At 44.0% G+C, this 15,821-nt stretch carries 19 protein-coding genes and 1 pseudogene; 4 read left to right on the top strand and 16 right to left on the bottom strand.

From position 1 onward, the window contains the following. Positions 1-88: 88 nt before the first annotated feature. The 3 genes from H6G96_RS28900 to H6G96_RS28910 all read left to right on the top strand — a co-directional run bounded on the left by H6G96_RS28900 (position 89) and on the right by H6G96_RS28910 (position 3,360). Positions 89-499: a hypothetical protein gene (locus tag H6G96_RS28900; protein WP_190915971.1), complete on the top strand. Its 411-nt coding sequence runs from the start codon at positions 89-91 to the stop codon at positions 497-499. Then, a complete protein-coding gene (locus H6G96_RS28905) occupies positions 499-1,206 on the top strand; it encodes a hypothetical protein (RefSeq protein WP_190915973.1) in 708 nt (235 codons plus the stop codon). Before H6G96_RS28900 ends, H6G96_RS28905 begins: the two co-directional genes overlap by 1 nt. Before the next feature lie 237 nt (positions 1,207-1,443). Next, the gene (locus H6G96_RS28910; protein ID WP_190915975.1) at positions 1,444-3,360 is read left to right on the top strand and encodes a hypothetical protein; all 1,917 of its coding nucleotides are present in this window, start codon (positions 1,444-1,446) and stop codon (positions 3,358-3,360) included. Between the two features lie 275 nt (positions 3,361-3,635). Here the strand turns inward: H6G96_RS28910 and H6G96_RS28915 are convergent, their stop codons facing one another. The 4 genes from H6G96_RS28915 to H6G96_RS28930 form a co-directional block, all read right to left on the bottom strand. After that, positions 3,636-4,232 (bottom strand): hypothetical protein, encoded by a 597-nt coding sequence (locus H6G96_RS28915; protein ID WP_190915976.1) that lies wholly within the window; start codon positions 4,230-4,232, stop codon positions 3,636-3,638. 385 nt (positions 4,233-4,617) lie between these two features. Next, a complete protein-coding gene (locus H6G96_RS28920) occupies positions 4,618-5,781 on the bottom strand; it encodes a calcium-binding protein (RefSeq protein WP_190915978.1) in 1,164 nt (387 codons plus the stop codon). Positions 5,782-6,208: 427 nt separating this feature from the next. Beyond that, positions 6,209-6,637 carry an S-layer family protein gene (locus tag H6G96_RS28925; RefSeq protein ID WP_190915980.1) on the bottom strand — a complete coding sequence of 143 codons (429 nt, stop codon included), beginning with the start codon at positions 6,635-6,637 and terminating at the stop codon, positions 6,209-6,211. Positions 6,638-6,857: 220 nt separating this feature from the next. Beyond that, a complete protein-coding gene (locus tag H6G96_RS28930; protein ID WP_190915982.1) occupies positions 6,858-7,871 on the bottom strand; it encodes a transposase in 1,014 nt (337 codons plus the stop codon). A gap of 196 nt (positions 7,872-8,067) precedes the next feature. On the opposite strand from H6G96_RS28930, the gene H6G96_RS28935 reads away from it, so the two are divergent. After that, a complete protein-coding gene (locus tag H6G96_RS28935) occupies positions 8,068-8,232 on the top strand; it encodes a hypothetical protein (protein ID WP_190915984.1) in 165 nt (54 codons plus the stop codon). Here H6G96_RS28935 and H6G96_RS28940 read toward each other — a convergent pair. The 12 genes and pseudogenes from H6G96_RS28940 to H6G96_RS28995 form a co-directional block, all read right to left on the bottom strand. Continuing rightward, positions 8,221-8,657, bottom strand: a pseudogene (locus tag H6G96_RS28940) (hypothetical protein). The gene H6G96_RS28935 and the pseudogene H6G96_RS28940 overlap by 12 nt on opposite strands. 216 nt (positions 8,658-8,873) lie before the next feature. Next, positions 8,874-9,209 carry an SH3 domain-containing protein gene (locus tag H6G96_RS28945; RefSeq protein ID WP_190915986.1) on the bottom strand — a complete coding sequence of 112 codons (336 nt, stop codon included), beginning with the start codon at positions 9,207-9,209 and terminating at the stop codon, positions 8,874-8,876. Between the two features lie 605 nt (positions 9,210-9,814). Further along, positions 9,815-10,606, bottom strand: a complete 792-nt coding sequence (locus tag H6G96_RS28955) for an N-acetyltransferase (protein ID WP_190915989.1) — start codon at positions 10,604-10,606, stop codon at positions 9,815-9,817. Between the two features lie 33 nt (positions 10,607-10,639). Further along, on the bottom strand, positions 10,640-11,545 hold the full coding sequence (locus H6G96_RS28960; RefSeq protein WP_190915991.1) for an NmrA family NAD(P)-binding protein: 906 nt from the start codon (positions 11,543-11,545) through the stop codon (positions 10,640-10,642). An 11-nt stretch (positions 11,546-11,556) separates the two neighbouring features. Next, on the bottom strand, positions 11,557-11,997 hold the full coding sequence (locus H6G96_RS28965) for a nuclear transport factor 2 family protein (RefSeq protein WP_190915994.1): 441 nt from the start codon (positions 11,995-11,997) through the stop codon (positions 11,557-11,559). Between the two features lie 65 nt (positions 11,998-12,062). Next, positions 12,063-12,194 carry a hypothetical protein gene (locus H6G96_RS42490; RefSeq protein WP_277932964.1) on the bottom strand — a complete coding sequence of 44 codons (132 nt, stop codon included), beginning with the start codon at positions 12,192-12,194 and terminating at the stop codon, positions 12,063-12,065. A 50-nt stretch (positions 12,195-12,244) separates the two neighbouring features. Continuing rightward, positions 12,245-13,813 (bottom strand): alpha/beta hydrolase, encoded by a 1,569-nt coding sequence (locus H6G96_RS28975; RefSeq protein ID WP_242063429.1) that lies wholly within the window; start codon positions 13,811-13,813, stop codon positions 12,245-12,247. Between the two features lie 279 nt (positions 13,814-14,092). Next, the gene (locus H6G96_RS42495) at positions 14,093-14,218 is read right to left on the bottom strand and encodes a hypothetical protein (RefSeq protein ID WP_277932965.1); all 126 of its coding nucleotides are present in this window, start codon (positions 14,216-14,218) and stop codon (positions 14,093-14,095) included. Between the two features lie 204 nt (positions 14,219-14,422). Next, complete coding sequence (locus H6G96_RS28980) at positions 14,423-14,710, bottom strand: hypothetical protein (RefSeq protein WP_190915998.1); 288 nt, start codon at positions 14,708-14,710, stop codon at positions 14,423-14,425. Between the two features lie 17 nt (positions 14,711-14,727). Then, complete coding sequence (locus H6G96_RS28985; protein ID WP_190915999.1) at positions 14,728-15,246, bottom strand: peptidoglycan-binding domain-containing protein; 519 nt, start codon at positions 15,244-15,246, stop codon at positions 14,728-14,730. Between the two features lie 26 nt (positions 15,247-15,272). Further along, the gene (locus H6G96_RS28990) at positions 15,273-15,680 is read right to left on the bottom strand and encodes an SgcJ/EcaC family oxidoreductase (protein WP_190916001.1); all 408 of its coding nucleotides are present in this window, start codon (positions 15,678-15,680) and stop codon (positions 15,273-15,275) included. Next, a partial coding sequence (locus tag H6G96_RS28995; RefSeq protein ID WP_190916003.1) for a GMC oxidoreductase occupies positions 15,677-15,821 on the bottom strand: 145 nt, incomplete at its 5' end. The genes H6G96_RS28995 and H6G96_RS28990, both read right to left, overlap by 4 nt.

The raw sequence follows: 15,821 nt of genomic DNA on the forward strand, positions 1-15,821 counted from the left end.
TCAGGGCGTGAAACACCATGAAACAGCATTTCCGGCGTGAAACATGGGAAAAATTTGTACTAAGAACGCGCTATAGCACAGCAGTCTCATGTATAAGAAACAACTGTACTTAGCTTTGACTGGTGTTGGCATTTGCATATTGCCTGTAATCATCCCCTTAGTACCCAAGTTGGGGGCTTATGCAGAGCTTCAACGGCTAAAAGCCTCAGAAGAATTAGAACGTTCCCGCATAGAAGAACGGGCAAAAACCAGTGATGCTCTATATGAGGCGGGAGTCATGCCCACAAGTCGCAAGTTGAGAATTACTAATTACATTGACAACAGTAAACGCAATCCCAGACCAGACACAACCTTTTATCAAGATGATGAGATTGTTGATGTTTTTGACGCAACGGGTAGGTGTATTGGGCGGATTGAAGAAGGAATTTGGAAGTGGAAGCACAAAGCTAAAGGGATTTGTAAAAGCGTTCAAAATATTAAACAAAGTAGGAGGAAGTAATGGGATTAGGTGCAGAAAGTAACAGCACTGGTAACAGCGATAGTAAGCCCAAAGATAAGAAGCGATCGCTTGGTGAAATCATTGATTTTTGTGCCAAGGCTGTTGTGATGATTGTCGGCTTACCCATTAGGGCTGCCGCCGCCATCGTCAATCAGTTTGTTGCTAATGGAGGTGCGGGTCGTGCGTTAGTTGGCGGGATTTTATTTATCGGCGGTTCCATGATTAGTGCTGATTCAACTTGGCAATTAATCTTTCAAGCCCCGCCTGTATGCCCGTGGTTTGAGCCGACTTGGAATTGGCTAAATGTGCCGTTTGCACTGTTCAACCCGTTTTTTTACCTGGCATTCATGATTTCTGTGGGTGTTCAGGTAATCGAAGCCCACACCCTACGCGGTAAGAACCCAGACTCAGCACGACGGGAACTTCAAGACCACATGGTTTATGAGCTTGAAACCAAGCCCAGTGGCAAGATTGACTTAGTAGGTCAACTCTGGACGGATTACAAAACCGCAGGTACACGCGATCGCTCTAGTGCAGGGCTGGTTGTAATTGCGGTTTGGGTGTTCGATATTGTCACTACCTTTGCAGCTCGTAACCCATTCGACTACACAGCCCCGTTGATGATATTGGGCTGCATATTGTTTAACATCGGCACAATGATGGCTGGTGAAATTGGGTTCGCCATCTGGCGGTTGACCAAAGATTAAAGTGAGCGCCGCTCAACAAAGAGGCAAGGGAGCTATTAGCTGGGGAGATAGAAAAGAATTGAGATTCAACCTCTCCCTGTTCGAGAACCACTTAACTCTTATTGGGGGACTCAAACCCGTGTTTCCCTCTTCATTTCACGGCTCGATGTTGGGGTCATTCCCCCACGCTCCCTGCCCCCAACCAAGAGCCTCTTCAGTCGAGCGGCTTCTTAACTCAATCAACAGGGCATTTCTTTTATGCAAAGTAACAATATCCCAAAAATTACAACTAAAGAAACTGAACATTTACGCGAATCATATCCTAGCTTGTCTCACTTGGAAGCCGGGAATATCGCTCAATGGCTGCAAGAGAGAAAAGAGCAATTATTTGAAATGGCACGGGCATCTGAGAATGAAGCAGACATGACCCGTGTACTTGGTTTGTTGGCTTCTGGGATCGGAGCGGTTTGTTATGCGGTGAACCCTTTGGCGCTAGTTGGTGGTTTAGTCGGTGGTGCTGCGTGGCTATGGTTTGTTGTCGAACACTCCAACCGCACTAAAGAAATTGCGCCTTTGCCTTTTGTGCGTGGTAATTTTGTAGATGCTCTAACTCGTGCTGGGGATTACGATGCTAGAAGCAATTATCAAGCGGATCATCTTGCCAATACTGTTAAATTTCTAGAACGACAATCAGCAGAAGAATACGCTTTTCTTCATGCTGAGTTTGAAAATATTGGGCAGTATTTGAACCAAGTTGAACCAGGAAAACGTTTTTACGCTTATCGCTGGATGTTTGGTTGGTTTGGCAAGCTTAAGGGCCGTCAGCTACCGACTTATGAAAGCATGGCTCTCCATTTACAGAATGTGACAATTGACAGCCGGGTGAATCGATCGGAGATAAGTGCCATCGCACAGGCTCAAATCCAATTACCACCGACCGTAGATATCAAGCAGTTTCAATCGCCACAGGTAGATGTTGGCAAAATGAACCAAGCTGCGGAGCTTTCTGAACCGACAGAGTTACAACCATCTTCCTCTGATGGGCTTGCACCAGAGACTATAATTAATCTCCCTCTGATTAATAGGGCAAACGCACTCATCGCTGCTTTAACGAAAAGTGGTTTCCAAGTAGAGAATATGATGAGTTCTCAAGTCATTGCGATCGCTGGTACTCAGCGAGGTGGCAAGGGAACCTTAGCAGCAATCTTGGCAACATTATCAACTGCACTTGACCCCGGATTGAACACCCAATACTTTACAGCCGGCGTGGACGTTTACCCCTTTGCTTGCAACTTAACCTCTGCCCTTAAATACCCGGATATTGATGCGGATGGGGCTGATCAACTCGTCGCTCGTGATTTATTGAACTTTCTTAAGGGTTTAGATGGAAGCGAACCTTACTCCCATAAAAACTTACTGCTAGTAATTGATGAGGCGATGCGGTTGCTGTCATTGTTAGAGGAAAGCGATCGCACCTGGGCGATTCAATATTTACTTTCTCGCTTCGCCAAGTCTGGTGGTACATTAATTATCGTGCTGCATGGCTCTAACCTGACAAGCGTTGTAGGTAAAGCTACGGCTGGGTTGGCAGATACTTTTAAGCAATCGGTTAACTTTATTGGTTGTGTGGCTCAAGCGGTTAGCGCTGGTGGCCTACGCAAAATGAATGTTGCTAGTGGAGAATATTTCAAAGCCAACCCTAATAACTTTGGAGAACCTGTTAGTGGTGGCAATCTGGGCATGATTCCCGGATGGCTAAAGACCCATTTGCACCCAGGCAATGGGCAACCAGATCCAGCTAGAACATTACTTCAATTCTTCCCAGAATTAGTTCAACAGCATGAAAGGGCAGTCATACCCAGAGGAGAGAAGATTGCCCCATCAGACGCAGTTAATCATCTGGAGTCCATTTTTTCAAAGCCTTATCAAGAAGTGGAATTTCTGGAAGTAGAAGAAAGCAGTATTTCTGAGGCTGATTTAGACCAAATTGTGGCGATCGTTGCAGCTACTGCTAATCCTCCAGCTTCTTTTGCGGCTATCAGAAACAGCCGCAAGTGGGGTGAAGAGAAAAAGAGTGTTCTTTACTTGAGGAATGCCTTGTCACAATTGATTGACACTAAGCGATTGTGCGGAAATGAAAAAGATGGTTTTAGCGTTATTAACGTTAACCAGTAACATTCGTGACACTGACCGTTGAGTTCCGGTCGAGTTCCGGTCAAGTTCCGGTATTCTCGCATCTTCAAGTACCTCTGAAAAATAGAGTCTTTTTGTCTCTTCAGCAAGATTTAATTTTTTCTAAATATTTTCTAGAATGTGGAAGCATGGAAAGTTTAAAAATGAGCGATAAATTAACCACAGTCTTACCTCAAACTTGCCCATAAACATTCATTTTTCCAAAAGACCCATTTTTAAGTGCTGAGTTGTACTTGTAACACATCTTATATTGTTAGCTAAGGCTTTAAGCCTACTGCATTACACGCAACACCCCAGGGGATTGTTGTTGGCATAGGTTCTGTATCGCATTCATTCCATTGAGCTACATTACCTTCCTTATTAGTAATGCCAAAGACTTCAATCCAATCAGTAGCATACTTGTCATAAGAGACTGCACCTATGCCGGGGCAGTTTTTTATTATGTTCTGTGCGTAACTTAACTGGTATTGATCTGAGTTCATAATAGCCTCAAATTCAAAACTCACGGCCAATTCTTTAGTTTTATTCTTTATAAAACTTGTACCTATTTCACGCAAACTTAGAACCGCCTTACCTGGATAGTAAGAGACTATCCTCGGACTTCCTGCCTCTTTTGTGGCTATATCATAGACCAGATTATTTATAGCATTCAAACAGGCATTAACCCCTATCTCATCCTGAATTGCTAATTTTCTGACTTTTAGATCCTCGTAGTAGTTTGAATTCTTAATTAAGGATTCCCTAATATGCCCCTTAAAGCTTTCTTTATAGGAACTGGCATTAGCTAAGGGTATTTGATATAGGTAGATAATTAAGAGGGGAAAGAGGAATGTCGTAGTACTTTTGATCTCCATATTAAACCTCATATACTTTCTTCCAGTTTAATTAAATAACTGTAAAAATTCTTCAACAACTGCTGAGGGATTTTCATAACATTGCTCTGCTGAAAATCTGACTGTAGAAATGCCTTGCCGTAAAAATACTCTATCTCTCTTACAATCCCAATTCTTGTGGTATGTCTGTTTATGGTATATATACTCCGTCAACTTCAATAATCATACATTTTTGATTATAAAAAACTAAAAAATCCACCTCTGCTTTTTCTCTCTGTTTATTATCATGATTACTAACAGATAATCCATTTAAACCTATAAAACCATTTACATTAGCATAACAAGTAATGAAGAACCATTTTTATTTAAGTCCCCCTATGGGATCAAACTTACACAATCCCTGAGTTTAAACTAGTTGAATGTCTAGATTAGCTTGAAAACCAATAGGCTTATTTTCAACAATGGCAAATCTAGATTCTTGGAAGAACAAAGAACCATTTAGGGGATCATAACTGAAGTCGCTAGTGGAAATAGCACCAAACCCTGCTTGAGAAACCTGGATTTTGTCACCTTCAACAGCCTTGAAATCTTTGATAATGTCAACACCCTCTAATACACTGGTAAAAATAAATTTATCTGCATCTTGTCCTCCAGTGAGAGTATCTGTACCTAGCCCACCAGCGAGTGTGTCGTTTCCGCTCTTGCCAGAAAGTGTATCGTTCCCGCCATTACCAAATAGCAGATTCTTTTGTTTATCCCCAACAATCGTGTCGCTTTGATTTGTACCTTTGATATTATCAAAGTTTATAAATGTGAACCCAGCTGTATTTCCGCTAGGAAGATTATTAATTATGAAGCTTTGAGTTTCAAGGTTAGCGTTAACTGATGCATCTCCAATTATAAAGGGCGATGAAGAAGAAATTGAGGCATCTATAGTGTTATTTGCAGCCCTAGCATCAACAACAACGTTTTCAAAATTAAAAAGTAAATCTGTACCTAATCCGCCACCTTTTTTAAGAGTTCCATCAATGAAAATGGTAGAGCTTACATCTATTTTACTGTAATCAGCCGTATCAGTACCAGATTCTCCGTTTAAGGAATCATTACCTGCACTACCTCTAATAATATCATTACCACCACTGCCTGATAATTGATTATCAACAGCATTACCAGTAATTATGCCATTTTGATTTGTACCAGTTACATCTACAAAATTCTTCACCGCAACTGCAAATCGCGTTGAACCTGCAACTTTGATTTCTAGTTTTTCTTTAGATAAATCAGCTATGATTGATACGTTTGTAGCATCAATAGTCGCATCAATACTGTTAGCCTGTCTAGTAGCACCAATCAGGGTTTCAACTACATCTTTAGGTGTGTCAGTTCCAACTGTACCTTTTTGGAAACCTGCTGGTTGAATCATTACAGGTTGTCCTAAGTCACTGTAATCAATAATATCGCTACCATCTCCACCAGCAATCGTATCATTACCTGCACTGCCGATGAATCTGTCATCCTTAGCAGTTCCTACTAAAATATCATTTCCATCAGTACCTATGATTGTTGCCATAATCTTGCTTTACCTGTTTTTGAGTAACTGCTGTATATTAACTTGTTATCGGCTGTATTTTTCCTGATTCTAAAACTTTGAATTAGTCAAGTTTTGAAGCTTTATTTTCTAATAGAAACTAGAATTTCAAGCAAAAAGCTGGAAAATAAAGCCCTAAAAAACTTTCAGGTATTAGTTTCTCCCAGTCTGACACCGGAAGGCTAAGTACTAAATTGCATAAATTCATAGCGGATTGAATGAAACAAATTTAGCTACTTGCTGCATTGGACAATGCTATGATTTTAAGCAAACCTTTATTTAGCTACGCTGTTCATTGAATTGCTTGTACTCTTTTACAATAGAGAAATTTGAAGAGACACACATCGTCAAGACAGGAAATTAGTTTTCCAATTTTGGAAAATTAATTTATAAAGTTAAAAAACATGATTTAGTCACCGGAACAAGTAGGCAATTGTGACCAAGAGCCGTCAGGAGCGACAGTCGGTGCAGAAGCAGTAAGAATCACCTCACCATTAGTGCCGTAGATCCATCCTTGAGCTTCAATCAGTGGTGCAGATTTAGGAAAATTGTGAGGTTTACCTCCAGCAACAGAGTTTTCCAAGTCGAAAGCGTTTTCTTGTGGCGTTGAGATATTTGTGCTTGTGACAGTTGGTATCTGGTAAGTTTGATAGGGTGCAATTGAGGGATCATCTGGCATCACTGGCAAGCCCTCGTTCCCGGTAATAATGAATTTCCCTTCTGGCCGTTTACTCCGTCCAATGCAACTATTGGCAATTAACTCTGAAGTATCAATGATGTTTGTAGGCAAAGCAGTTAAGCCTTGAGAGGGGTTAACATCAGGCGTGTTGAGTTGCACTATACCATTAAACTCAGAACCACGAGCAGAACTAGCTGTAATGTCACTTAACGGCGTGGCTCTGTCACGAAACTCTGCGCCAAAGATGCCCGAAGCATTGACAAGTACTTGACCACCAAAACTATTCTCAGCATTAGCGCTAATATCGCTATTTTCTCAGGACTTACGCAACTGGCACAAATAGCGGGCAGGGCGCAGCCCTGACACGCGACAATTTAAATCAAACCAAGCACATAAGAATACTTGGGCGTTTCAGTTGCTGAATTAAATAATTAGAAAGCAAATTATGCTTGATTTGATAGATAGTTTGGCCAGTTATATAGGCTAAATTCTTTAACCTAACCCAAACCAACATTGCACAAGCAATATGATTTCTTTGAAGCCTAGCCTTCCGGCACTGACAAGATTCAATGCCAGTTAGTTGTTTAATTTCCCTGTGAAACTCCTCTATGTTCCAACGAATTTTACACACCTCTTGTACAACATCCGTGGAACTTTGAGATAAATCGTTAGTGGCGACATAATCCGTTCTGTTGGTAGAAACAGTAACCCGGAATAGTTTCACTTTTTTATTAGCTGGGAACCCTTTAATTTTTATTATTTTACCACAGTCTAATTCTTCTTGGTTCCATTCTAATAATTCAATCCGTTTATATTTTTCTTGAGCAAATGTATCATCAACTAAACGATTATTTTTTAAAGGGCAATAATAAATTTTGTCTAAGCTATCAATATATAGCATTAAACTGTGTACCGCATACCATGTATCCATCAAAACAGTATCAAATGGTAAAAGCTTATGATACACAAGGCTTTGGAGCATGTCTTTCACATGGTCTATCTTAGTTTTACCATCGACATCAGGATTAAAAATTCGATAATCTATGACCCAAAATCTTTGAAGTGTAGGGTTGACATACACGCAGCTAACGACACCAATGCCTTTAAGGACACCATGCTCATTACCACTATATTGTCTTCTGACTATTTCTATTTCTTCAGAATACCTTTTATCTAAAACGCTATCATCAAATATTATGTAACCATTGTCATCAGGTTCAACTAGCTCTTTTACGTTATCCCATAGTAAACGAGGTGTTAATTTCTCTCTTTTCAAATAATAGTTAATGGCATCATGACTAATACTCTCTAAATGCTCTGCCAAATTGGTAATTGTATAATTAATTTGACTACTTAATAAGTATTGACAGTAACTAAGCTTAGTAAATCTCATTACCCTTAGCAAATTTATCTAATACAACCTCTACCTATTTTCTCATGAATATTTCATGCTTTGCTTCCAAGACAGCGACTTCTATTACGAAGACAAGGCTTTCAAAATCAGGTTCAATTAATACTCATGTACTATGAACTGGCGATCGCATTGTGCCAGTTGCGTAAGTCCTGTTATATTCTAAAAAAGAAAACAGATGACTAACAAAAAGGTCGTGCTAGTTACTGGTGCATCATCTGGGTTTGGGCAGTTAATTCCTCAAAAACTGGCTGGTGTAGGCTACTGTGTTTTTGGTACGAACCGCAAACAACATCCAGCCTCACAGGGCGTGGAAATGTTGACATTAGACCTAACGTTTTAAACATTTAAAACGAGTTAATCTTAGGACTAGTTGACAGCAGGAAGTTTTGAAAGAGGTTGCCAGACGATAACTTTTGCGGAGCATATCTAAGCCAGAGTATGGCACACGGAGTCGAAGTGGGCGCAACACGGGACGGTATAACCAGTAATAAGCCTTTTTAATGCCGGATGAGAACCTAGACGACGGTAGACTTCTACTTCCTCTTCAAAGCCCGGTCGTCCTGGGGCATAAATTTTAACTACACACTCAGAGTAATCGGGATGATACACTACTGCGGCGTAATTTCCTTTGCCAAGCAACTGCCAAGGTTGTGGAAGATAGCTGATCTGAATGGGATTATGGGGATTGACACTTTCAATTTGTAATCTAGGCAGTAGTTGCTGATAAATAGTTTCAAGCAGATGCTTTGGGGGCGATTTGTACATAGAGGATAGGTATCTGACACCAAAGAACAAAATAGACTACTTGATTTATCTCAACTTTACGACAACAGTTGAAATCAAGCCTAATTTTCAGATGGCAATTCCTGCTGTTATAATTCCCAAAAATAAAAGCGTGAGCGCTTACATCTGCAATCGGTCAAATTCTAGCTAACTTTCTTTTCGGCAATCAGAGCAAATCTATGCAGTGTATTTTGTATTTCAGTCTCCAGCCATTTGTAGGTAATGAGAATGAATCCAACCAGGACGATCAGCAAGCTTTACCCATTCGCGAGAAGACTTGCTGACTCTGACATTGACATCATATTGGTAAGGGATGGCACCAATTTTTTGATAATTAGAACCAGGTCCAGAACGGATGGCGACTCCAATTGGGGCAGTTACCAACACTGTACAAACAGGATTAATACCTGGTCTTAAACGACATAGTTGTTCTGCTGGGCTTTGATCTTGAGTAGCAACGGCTGGCAAAACTATGTCAGTTGCAACTAGTGTTAAAAATACTAAGGTAGCCAGTTGTTTGTTGAATTTAAACATAATTTTACTTTGTTTGTAAAAAATTTCCATTTATTATTTCTTAAGGTTTAATTGAGGGCTGCGACGAGCAGATTTTTCGCAGGTTGTATTAACAGAAACTCCAGAATTACTATCCGTAGGGTTAGAGTGCATTTCATTCGTGCAACCAGAGGCTGGCAGTTTTGAGATTTATTCCAATGGCACTAACAAAGTTTTTCTTCGTTCCCTATTATTAATTCAACGGATTTGTTTTCTATTCCAGAAAAATCGACAGTTTTATATTGTTAGTTAACAGATTATTTGTTGCTTTAGCAGATTAACGTGAGTCCAATGGGTTAAAAGGTGCTTTAAAGGCTGAGACTGCAATAAGAATAAAATTCAAGAGTGGTTCTGCAACACAAAAGCTCCCAAACCAAATCCTCCCGCCAGATTTCCCATCAACGTAGCGCTCATCACTCCAATTAGTAAAAAATTATTAGAATGACAAAACTCACTCGTAAATTTAAATCTACTTGCATGGAAGCGAAATATGCAAAATTTCGCCAATTGTAGAGAAACCAGCGCGTTTATAAATTCGCTCCTCCGCCTCATGTGCTGCCATGAGAAAAGCTACTGTTACGCCTTTGTTAAAAGCCTCTTGCACTAACCGAGTTGTCAAGGCTCCTGCTACACCCCGCCGCCGAAAAAAAAGTACGTACACCAATCCCAGCAATCTCTGTGGTCTGATTAAGAGGCACAGAACAAATTCCAGCGCCTACAGATTCCCCTGTAGCTATTACACGAGCAAGTACCGCAATTGTACCTGCTGCTATGTTAGCTCGTAAACGTTGGGCATCTTCAGGGCTTGGCGAAGATTCTCCATAAGCCTCGTTTTGCACTGTAACAGTAGCCAATATTTGTTCATCCGAAACGGGCATGAGCAGTTCTATACCTTCAGGTATGGTCAGGAATTGCTCTAAAGGGGGAATACAAGTCATCAGTGGCAAACGCCCTTCAACCACAAAACCAGCCGATATTAGTATTTTTTCAACAGCAGGTGCTAATTTCGTAACGTACTCCAAACGTGGTTTTCGCCCACGCCTCTGATAAGCATGAATCAATGCATTCACTTCGTTAGGTGTTGGGATAGCATTGTTATCAGGAATAGCATAATTAAGAAACGGGTTGACATAAGAGCGATTGAACGTTGCAAGAAACGAACCCAATACTTTTCGGTTAAGGGGGAAAGGTGAATTCAAGTTTTTCCCCCAAACCCAGTAACCTTTTCCCAGACCAAAAGAGAGATTGTTAGGCTTATCCGAAAAGTATTGGGGAGTGTTGCGTTTAAATCTGTTTTCTCCCTCAAAATCTGAATTTAATCGCGTTGAAGCGATCCCAGAAAATGAGTAAGTAATTGAAAGAGCTATGCCTGATCTCATAAACTTTAACCCATCAACGTTAGCAATACTTGCTTAAAAGTGTTGCCTTGCTTGATAGCTTACGAGATTGGGAAGAATTTTGTTTTTGACAAATTGCTCAAATGTTGTGGGTGTTTTTGCCTCCGGGGTTCGTGCTGTAGCATAAACTCCATCCGGATCGCCAAGCGCACGGAACAAATCACCCATTTCGCGCTGAACCTCAGCAGTCGCGCCCATTTCTGCAAACTGCTGCTGGAATGATTCAATACTGACTTGAGTGTATTCGATCGAATAGCCCAGCACTCGCGACAAGATAGCAGATATTTCAAGCAATGTTAGATTTTCGGGCCCCATCAAATTACGAGTCCACTGTCCTGCCCAACGCTGATTCAGGAGATAGTATGCTGCCACATCTCCGATATCATCAGTGCTAATCCAGGGAATATCATGGTCACTCGGATAAGAAAACCGAACCGTGCCATCGCTTTGGAGCGTCTCGATTTGCGCCAGGAAATTCTCCATAAAATAGCCAGGACGTAAGTGAACTATATTGGCAGCCGTTTGATTGAAGATCGATTCAACATTTCCACTCAATGAGACTGTGCCCAGATTTGGTTTTGCACCCGCACCAATGCTTGAAATGTTCACGACTCTTGCAATGCCATTGGCAGATACAGCGTTCGCGCCCGCCTTTGCTGTTTGAAGATACCAATCACTCAAGTTAGACACATCAAGCTTCGGTGGCGTTAGCCAAAACAAAGCATCTGCCTGCTGGGTAATCTCTATCAACCCTTGAGCATCATCACTGCTGATCGCCTCAACGATCGCACCTTGAGTAACAAAATCTGCCAAATTCTCTGGATGTCGGGCTAAGAGAATCGTTTCGGCTTCTGCCTGGATGACTTTTTCTACGATGCGTCGTCCAATGTTACCAGATGCAGCTGCAATTACAATTTTCATCTTTGTTCTCTCTATAACTTTATTTTTAAAGCTGGACGAGAAGTTTCTCTGCTGCCCGTTATCGCAAGAATCGCAACCGGATTCCAGTATTCGCGGTAGTGAATAATCTTTTCGTGCTTTGTTTCTAAGCGCACCACATAGTCTTGCTGATAGGGCTGACCCGTCGCCACAAACACAGCTTCCCCATGAAATTCAGCGAACAGAACATTTGGAATCAATGTTTGACATTCACGAACATCCGTAAAGACCCAGTTTTGCAATTGTGCAACTACGTTTTTCATGTGGTCATAGATAGCGAGTTTGCCTTCTAATCGGCTTGGCAAACCCAGAGCATAAGCATAGGGAAATTCTACGATCGCATCTTCAGCCAAGAGATCAGACCACGCTTGAATATCCGTTCCAATTAATGCCAGATGAGCAGCAAAAACTTGAGTGATTGGATTCTGTTCCATATCTTTTGTCGGTTGGTTAAGTATTGGACAAAAACTGTAGAGCGAGGACGACCCTCATTCTTCGGCTATTTAACGCTTGCTACTGCTTCAATTTCAACAAGAGTCTCTGGTGATGCCAGAGAAGCGACCCCAATTCCAGTCACAGCAGGATGAGACTCACCTACAAACTCAGAAAAAATAGGGGCAATGGTATTCATGTATTCACCAAGTTCTGCACGAATGTAAACGCGAACTAGTCCCAACGCGCCTAAAGAACGCAGCGAGCGCCGTCTGCGGGGATTTTAAGACCAATGAGGTAGTCGGCGACGATGTTGTTGATACACGCATTGCCGGCGGTGAGGGCTACACCGTGCCGTTCGCCCTCGACGGTCAGCAGGCTCGCGCCGAGCGTCTTGGCGAGGCTGATGCCGCCCTCGTGCGGGGTGGCCGGATCGCGGGTGGCCGACACGACCAAAGTTTTAGGGAGTCCTTTGATGTTCTGGGCATAGGGGTAGCCGAGGGTGGGTTTCACGCGCCAATGCTCACAGAGGTCGCGGGCGTTGACGGGTCGACCGGTGTCTAGGAAGGGCGCAACCTTGAAAATGTCGCGCGTCGTTGCGCTCTCCTGCTCAGGCGTGTGGCGTTCCTCGTCGAGGCAGTTAATGGCTACCAGGGACTCATTGTTATTGCTGTAGCTACCGTCGGTATTGCGCTGGCTGCGGATGTCGCTCAAGAACAACAGGGTTTTACCGCTTCCGGCCTTGAGTTCAGTGATGCCTAGAATCACCGCAGGCCAGCTTACATCGTTATAAAGCCCAGTGATCACGCCCCCAATTGCGGCGGTGTAAGTGACCTTGCGTCCGTCTGCGGTGATGATCGGTTTATCAATCAGTGGCCGCACGAGCTGCTGGAAGGCGGCGGTAGCTTGCTTGGGATCGGTGCCGAGCGGACAAGTCGGGGTTTTAGCGCATAAGACCGCCATGTTGTCGAAGGCACGCTGGAAACCCGCGAACAGGACGAGGCGACGCTCGGTGGTGCCGGTGGTGGGGTCGACCGCGCCGTCGAGCACCATGGCCCGCACGTTCTGCGGGAAGGTTTCGGCGTAGATCGCGCCGAGCCGAGTACCGTAGCTGGCGCCAAAAAAGGAGAGCTTGTCATCGCCGAGCACCGCGCGGAGTACGTCCATGTCGCGGGCGACATCGCGCGTGCCGACGTGAGCCAGCACGTCCTCACCGCCGGAACGCTCGGCGCATTTTTGGTACAACTGACGGGTCTGGTGGTCGGTGTAGTCCTTGCCCCCGGAGTTGATCGGGTTGACCAACAAGTTGGCCTCTCGTTCGGCATCGGTGAAGCAGTCTAGGGCTGGTGTCGAGGCCGCAACCCCGCGTGGGTCGAACCCGATCAAATCAAACTGCTTGCTGATCGGACTGTCGGCCAAGTCCTTTGCCACCAGGGGGGCGTAGCTCATCCCGGACAAGCCGGGGCCGCCTGGGTTGAGCAGCAGGGAGCCGATTCGTTTGCTCGGCTTGCCCTTTGCCGGTACGCGCAGCAGTGCAATCTGCGCGGTTCGCCCGCCGGGGTTCTGGTAGTCGAGCGGCACCTCAAGCCGGGCGCATTCGAAAGTGTCGTTGGCGAAGTTCTTAGCGTCGGCATCCGTGGTGGCGTAGCCCTCGCACGAGCCGAAGGTCAGCTTCTGGTCGTAAAATCGTTCTAATCCTACCGGGATCTCCCCCGGATTTGACGGGTGCCCGGATATGGGCTGGCCGCAGGCACTAAGAACCAGTATTACCGCCCCAATCATTAACGAGCTTCGGATGTGGGGCTTGTGAGCAAGCATGGTTCTCCTCTTAGCGGGAACCGTTGGCTCTGAGCCGTGCGTGGGTAGGACACGATCTCGCTTGTGGTTAGAAGAAATGTGAGACATGGGGATAAACTCCTTCGAGCTAGTTGTTGATGGGTTCAGGTATTAACGGGGTCATCGATGACCCCACCAAAGCGTAGACTGTAAATTAGTTTCTTAGAACTTACGCATTGACGGAAATTAAGTTCGCAACGATATTCAAAGGCGGTTCCACATACTCTGTTACCATCCATTGACGAACGGCTTCTTTTCCGTTCAGGGCTTGTCGCCGACAAATGTCCATTCCGTGTCGTCGGCGCACAACGACAAGAATTCTTCATAGTTGCCTTGGGCGATCGCCCCGTTTACCGCTTCTAAAATTGCTTTATTGTTCTCTGACATCTGAATCTCTCCTCTGTTCAAAGCAACAAAGTGGTGTGAGTTGTTATGCTATTGCCCCTCACTGGTTTACTTCTAGAACACCGATTCAGTAATAAAACGCAAGGCTGGAAAACCAGATTTTTAGGTCATTTCAACCACAATTTCCTTCTTACACCTAAAAAAACTCGAGTTTTTCGTCATGACTCTGAATACTGAATCGGTGTTCTAGGGGCTGGTAAACGGCTTACATTGAATCGCCTTCACATTTCGCAGATAGTCCAACTGTGGCTCGAAATCAGTCGGACAGAAGACATAAACATTGTCCTGAGATCGGCTAATGACTAAACGGTAACTGGGTGGAATCCCTTCAGAACTTTCAATCACTTCGATTCTGGGAATCACTTGTGAACTGACTTGAGCCAAGGATGGAAAATTGAACAGTAAGAGTACGTCGAACAGAATTATGATTGCGATTGTGGTTGTGATTTTGGTTGAAAGAATCTTTCGGTTCATTAGAAATCTCCTGTGGCTTATGGTTGTGTAATGTTCTGTTGTTTCCAGGGAAGCGGGGATCGATAGGGGTTTTCGTGCATATCCAGGACTTCCCAGGTGGTTGGATTGACTCGCCCTGTAACTGGGATTCTGTATCGTCGCTGGAGATCGCGTACCGCAGACGCTGTGACCGCACCAAAGGTGCCATCGACGACCGCCCCTCTTGGATTACCTAACCTCACACCTGCGGCTCCTAAAAAGCCATTGTCTTGAAGAATGCGCTGTAACAATTGCACGTTTCTGCCGCGATCGCCTTGGCGCAAGGTAGGTAAAGTTAAATCAGTGTAGGCAGTGGCGATCAGAATGGGGGAGGTTTGTTGTGGAGGAATGCTGTCTGCGATCTGCGCTTTTCCCAAGGGGAGACGCCAAGGGCGAACGCAGCAGCGCTGTGCGCTAAGAGCGCCCCGCTTCGCTAACGCTATCGCGGGATGAGTGAATGAACCTCCGAGCAATCCTGTTGCGATCGTTAGTACTCCGAAAATGAGTTGAGGTTTCATGATTGTCCTCCTGATGGAGATTGGTTTTATTTCGCATCAATTTGCGGCGGAGTGATTACTCCACTCGCTTTGAGACCTGCAACGAGGTCGGTCACTTGACGTTGAGCCTCTGCACTCAGGGAGTCAAAGTCGTCTAAGAAGAATTGACGTTCTAGCGTTAACTTCCGGGTATTGAGCAACCCTTCGATCTGCCAACCTTCGTCGCATTTCGTTACGACGAATAGCTGCATCGAATCTCGTGACGGTGAAGTTTCGGGTTGTCCGGGCAGCATTACCCTGACAACTCCGTTCATGAGAGCAATTTTAGTATTCAGGAAGTGGACGAAATTCACCTCACCCTCCAGGCGTGTTCCGTTGACAACCGTGTCGAAAGCTTGCTGATGAAATGCAGCGATCGCTTTTCGACCCTTGAAATCTGAGGCTTTCACCATCATTGAGGCAATTTTGTTCCAACTTTTATCAAATCGGCAGCCTTTTCTCCAATCATAATTGCCGATGCATTTGTGTTTCCTGTGATCATAGTTGGCATAATCGATGCATCAACAACTCGTAACCCTTCAATCCCCCGTACCTTG

It is taken from the genome of Nostoc sp. FACHB-892 (genome assembly GCF_014698795.1).
In the GTDB taxonomy this organism is placed as follows: Bacteria; Cyanobacteriota; Cyanobacteriia; order Cyanobacteriales; family Nostocaceae; genus Nostoc.

What these genes read in the sequence shown, in the direction of transcription:
- H6G96_RS28900 (WP_190915971.1), top strand. Translation starts at nt 89, where the DNA reads ATGTATAAGAAACAACTGTACTTAGCTTTGACTGGTGTTGGCATTTGC.
- H6G96_RS28905 (WP_190915973.1), top strand. Translation starts at nt 499, where the DNA reads ATGGGATTAGGTGCAGAAAGTAACAGCACTGGTAACAGCGATAGTAAG.
- H6G96_RS28910 (WP_190915975.1), top strand. Translation starts at nt 1,444, where the DNA reads ATGCAAAGTAACAATATCCCAAAAATTACAACTAAAGAAACTGAACAT.
- H6G96_RS28915 (WP_190915976.1), bottom strand. Translation starts at nt 4,232, where the DNA reads ATGGAGATCAAAAGTACTACGACATTCCTCTTTCCCCTCTTAATTATC.
- H6G96_RS28920 (WP_190915978.1), bottom strand. Translation starts at nt 5,781, where the DNA reads ATGGCAACAATCATAGGTACTGATGGAAATGATATTTTAGTAGGAACT.
- H6G96_RS28930 (WP_190915982.1), bottom strand. Translation starts at nt 7,871, where the DNA reads ATGAGATTTACTAAGCTTAGTTACTGTCAATACTTATTAAGTAGTCAA.
- H6G96_RS28935 (WP_190915984.1), top strand. Translation starts at nt 8,068, where the DNA reads ATGACTAACAAAAAGGTCGTGCTAGTTACTGGTGCATCATCTGGGTTT.
- H6G96_RS28945 (WP_190915986.1), bottom strand. Translation starts at nt 9,209, where the DNA reads ATGTTTAAATTCAACAAACAACTGGCTACCTTAGTATTTTTAACACTA.
- H6G96_RS28955 (WP_190915989.1), bottom strand. Translation starts at nt 10,606, where the DNA reads ATGAGATCAGGCATAGCTCTTTCAATTACTTACTCATTTTCTGGGATC.
- H6G96_RS28960 (WP_190915991.1), bottom strand. Translation starts at nt 11,545, where the DNA reads ATGAAAATTGTAATTGCAGCTGCATCTGGTAACATTGGACGACGCATC.
- H6G96_RS28965 (WP_190915994.1), bottom strand. Translation starts at nt 11,997, where the DNA reads ATGGAACAGAATCCAATCACTCAAGTTTTTGCTGCTCATCTGGCATTA.
- H6G96_RS42490 (WP_277932964.1), bottom strand. Translation starts at nt 12,194, where the DNA reads ATGAATACCATTGCCCCTATTTTTTCTGAGTTTGTAGGTGAGTCTCAT.
- H6G96_RS28975 (WP_242063429.1), bottom strand. Translation starts at nt 13,813, where the DNA reads ATGCTTGCTCACAAGCCCCACATCCGAAGCTCGTTAATGATTGGGGCG.
- H6G96_RS42495 (WP_277932965.1), bottom strand. Translation starts at nt 14,218, where the DNA reads ATGTCAGAGAACAATAAAGCAATTTTAGAAGCGGTAAACGGGGCGATC.
- H6G96_RS28980 (WP_190915998.1), bottom strand. Translation starts at nt 14,710, where the DNA reads ATGAACCGAAAGATTCTTTCAACCAAAATCACAACCACAATCGCAATC.
- H6G96_RS28985 (WP_190915999.1), bottom strand. Translation starts at nt 15,246, where the DNA reads ATGAAACCTCAACTCATTTTCGGAGTACTAACGATCGCAACAGGATTG.
- H6G96_RS28990 (WP_190916001.1), bottom strand. Translation starts at nt 15,680, where the DNA reads ATGATGGTGAAAGCCTCAGATTTCAAGGGTCGAAAAGCGATCGCTGCA.